Genomic DNA, 4,086 nt, shown 5'->3' on the forward strand with positions numbered 1-4,086 from the left:
GGTCCGGTGGTCGGCGCGGGCGGCGCGGCCTGCTCGTCGCCGGGGCGGCGGGAGCGGCGGCGGTCCTCCTGGCGGGGGCCGGTCTGGCCGTCACCCGCCCTTGGGAGGGCGTCGACAGCGCCGACGGGAACCCGGCGGACCCGGGGGACTCCGCGCCGGAGGGGACCGAGGAAGGTACCGAGGAGGGGGCCGGAGCGGACACCGACGATCAGCCCCGGGGCCCGGCCTTCCCCGGGACCTTCAACGGCATGTACTTCACGCCCGACGGGGACGAGCTGTACGTGAACACCTCGCACGCCGTCACGGTGTGGGACTGGCGCGAGGGCGAACTCGTCGACACCGCGTTCTCAGAGGCGGAAGGGACGCGCCCGCACTCCTTCGACCTCGGGGCCGACGGGACCATGGCGGGCGCCTTCGAGGACCGGGTCACGCTCTGGGACTCCGAACACGGGGAACTGGCCTCCTACACGTCCGAGGCACCGGACGAACTCGACCTGTTCGACAGCGCGTCCCTATCCGAGGACGGGTCCCTGGTGGCCTTCCGCGAGCGCGACCTGGACAAGGACGTCACCGTCCGGGTGTGGGACTGGGCCGACGACACCGTGGTGTGGGAACGCGAGATGGACGTCATGGCGCCCGAGGTCAGCCCCGACGGCTCGTACCTCGTGGTGGACCACGGCAGCGGCCTACCGCGGCTGGAGGTCATCGACCTGGCCGACGACGCGACCGTCGCCGAGTTCCCCGAGGAGGAGCCCGACGAGGACGACTTCCACCCGGTCTACGACCACGCCTTCGCCCCTCAGGGCCCGCTGATCGGGATCAGCGGCGCGACCGAGGAGACCACCGTCCTGTACGACCTGGCCGAGGGCGAGGCCGTCCACGAGTTCGACTCCCCGGGTACGCCCTTCGGGGTCGCGTTCACCCCCGACGGATCCCAACTGCTCACCGGTCGCACCGCCAGCGGCATGAACCCCGGGGGCCACGTGTGGGACACCGAAACCGGGGAGGCCCTGACCGCCGACAACTCCGTCGTCTACGAGAGACCCGCCGTCCATCCGCGAGGGGAGGCGATCGCCGTGGCCGACGCCGACACCGAGGGGACGACGGTCCTGTTCCTCGACCCCGAGACCTTCCGGGACACCCACGAGATCAGCTGAACCGCCGCCCCCGTCAGGAGGGGCGGCCGTATCCCCGTACCGGCGGCACACCGCACCAAGGGAACCACCGGCCCCGAACCGAACGAATCACCCGCACCGGACGTCACACCACGTCGGCCCCCATCACTCCAGGTACACACCCGCCACGAACGCTAGGAATCCCGACCCGTGCATCCGCTCACCCCATCCGACCCAGGCCACATCGGACCCCACCGTCTCCTGTCGCGCCTCGGCGCGGGCGGTATGGGCGAGGTCTACCTGGCCCGAACCCCGGCGGGCCGCCTCGCCGCGCTCAAGGTGGTCAAGCAGGACCTGGCCCGGGACCACGAGTTCCGCTCCCGCTTCGCCCGCGAGGTGCGCACCGCACAGATGGTCGCGGGACCGTTCACCCCCGACGTGGTGGACGCCGACCCCGACTCCGACACACCGTGGATGGCCACCGAGTACGTCCCCGGACCCACCCTGTCGAAGGCGCTCCGGGAGAACGGCCCCTTCCCCGAGGACTCCCTCCGGGTCCTGGCGATCGGCCTGGCCCGCGCCCTCCAAGCGATCCACGGCGCCGGGCTCATGCACCGCGACCTCAAGCCGGACAACGTGCTGCTGTCGCCGCGCGGCCCGCAGGTGATCGACTTCGGCATCGCCCGCGCCGTCGAGGGCACCGTCCTCACCAAGACCGGCCAGGGTTTCGGCACGCCCTCCTACACCTCGCCCGAACAGATCATGGGGCACGAGACCAGCCGGGCCAGCGACGTCTTCTCCCTCGCCGGGGTGGTGACCTACGCGGCCACCGGCCGGGCACCCTTCGGCAGCGGCCGGGCCCCCGAGGTCCTGCCGCGGGTGGTCAGCGCGGATCCGACCCTGGACGACGTTCCCGAGAGCATCCGGCCGCTCCTGGCCCGCTGCCTGGCCAAGGACCCCGCCGAGCGGCCGACCTCCGACGACATCGTCCGGGCCCTCTCCGACCGGCCCCTGCCCTCCGCCGAACACGGCTGGCTCCCGGCGCAGGTCAACCACTCGATCAACGCCCACCAGAACGCCGCGCACCAGGCGGTGCACGCGGCCCGCTCCGGGTCCGACCAGTCCACCACGGGGCTCCTGAACGCTCCGCCGAAGAAGCGCCGCACCGGCCTGATCGCGGCGGGCGCCGGGGCGGCCGCCCTCGTCCTGGCCGCCGGGGTCGGGCTGGCCGCGGTCGCCCCGTGGTCCGACGACGAGGCCGCCACAGAGGAAGCCGAAGGGGAGGCCGACAACGGCGGGGGCTCCGACGGCGACCAGGACGATTCGGCCGCGGAGGGCGGCCCGGACGCCGGGATCGACGGCTTCATCAACCACGTGACGTTCACCCCGGACGGCTCCGGCGTGTACGTGCACGCCGACCAGGTGACCCTCTGGGACTGGGAGAGCGGCGAGCTGCAGCACAGCATCGAGCCCAGGCCCCACTCCGTCGCCCCCGCCGACGACGGCGTCACGGCCGTCGGCTACAACGACTCCCTCGAGATCCTCGGCCCCGACCTGGAGGGCATCGACTCCTTCACCGTGGACGACGAGGACCCCGAGGACGTCATCGACTACGGGACCACCGCCATCACGCCCGACGGTTCCACGGTCGCCGTCACCGTCTACCTCGAGGAGGGCGAACGGCTGTACCTGTGGGACCGCGGGGAGGACACCGTCCGGCACACCCTCGACCTGGGGGAAGCCCCCTCGCACGTCGAGTTCTCCGCCGACGGCGGGCACCTGATGCTCGACTACCTGAACCACTACCCCCAGGTGGAGCTGTACGAAGTCGACACCTTCGACCAAGTCGCCGCCATGGCGGAGGAGGTACGGGACGACACCCCCGAGTACGGCACCGAGCAGCACTCGGCCGCCCTCTCCCCGACCGAACCCCTCATGGCCGTGGACGTCAGCTACGGCGACATCGAGCTGTACGACTACGAGGAAGACGAGGTCGTCGGCGAGATCGAGTGGGAACGCAGCCACGACCGGCTCGCCTTCTCCTCGGACGGCCAGACCCTCTACTCCGCCGGAACGGCCCTCAACCCCACCGGAGGGCCGTCCGGCGGCCGCGCCTGGGACGTCGCCACCGGGGAGGAGCTCACCACCGGGGACACCCTGCTCGTCGACCGGGTGGCCACCCACCCCGACGGCGAGGCCGTCGCCACCTTCGCCAGGGACAACACCCTGGTCATCCTCGACCCCGAGACCCTCGACGTGATCAACGAGATGAGCTGAGGCGCACGTGCACCCCACCACCTCGGACGACCCGCGGCAGGTCGGCCCCTACCGCATCCTCGCCCTGATCGGCTCCGGCGGCATGGGCCGCGTCTACCTCGGAACGGACGGCGCCGGGCGGCACGCCGCCGTCAAGACGGTCCGCGCCGAGTACGCCTACGACCCCGAGTTCCGCGAACGCTTCGCCCGGGAGCTGGCGCTGGCCGACCGGGTCCGCGGGGAGCACCTCACCCGCGTGTACGCCTCGGACCCCGCCGACGAGGTCCCTTGGATGGCCACCGAGTACGTCCCCGGCCCCTCCCTCCAGGAGCTGGTCGAGCGGGCCGGGCCGCTGCCCGAACCCGCCGCGGTGGCCGTCGCACGCGGGGTCGCGCAGGCGCTGGTCGGGGTGCACGGCGCCCGGACGGTCCACCGCGACCTCAAGCCCGGCAACGTCCTGGTGGCGCCCGGCGGCCCCCAGGTGATCGACTTCGGCATCGCCCGGGCCGTCGGGGGCTCCCAGCCGGCCGGGGAGGACACGGGGGCACCGGTCGCCGGCACCCCCGGCTACATGGCCCCGGAGACCGCCGCCGGAGGCAGGGGCGGAGAGGGTGGCCGCGGCGGAGCCGGTGCTCCCGCGGACGTGTTCGCGCTGGGCGCCGTCCTGGTGTTCGCGCTCACCGGCCGGAGCCCGTTCGGCGACGGGCACCCCTCC

At 73.0% G+C, this 4,086-nt stretch carries 3 protein-coding genes; all 3 read left to right on the forward strand.

What is annotated here, in order from left to right; all coding sequences use genetic code 11:
• Positions 1–1,157 (forward strand): WD40 repeat domain-containing protein (locus tag ACYVD1_RS34415; protein WP_460778665.1); only part of this gene is annotated, 1,157 nt, incomplete at its 5' end.
• A gap of 168 nt (positions 1,158–1,325) precedes the next feature.
• Positions 1,326–3,392 (forward strand): WD40 repeat domain-containing serine/threonine protein kinase, encoded by a 2,067-nt coding sequence (locus tag ACYVD1_RS34420; RefSeq protein ID WP_460778666.1) that lies wholly within the window; start codon positions 1,326–1,328, stop codon positions 3,390–3,392.
• Between the two features lie 7 nt (positions 3,393–3,399).
• Positions 3,400–4,086 (forward strand): serine/threonine-protein kinase (locus ACYVD1_RS34425; RefSeq protein WP_460778667.1); only part of this gene is annotated, 687 nt, incomplete at its 3' end.

The sequence above is a fragment of the Nocardiopsis nanhaiensis genome, assembly GCF_054778635.1.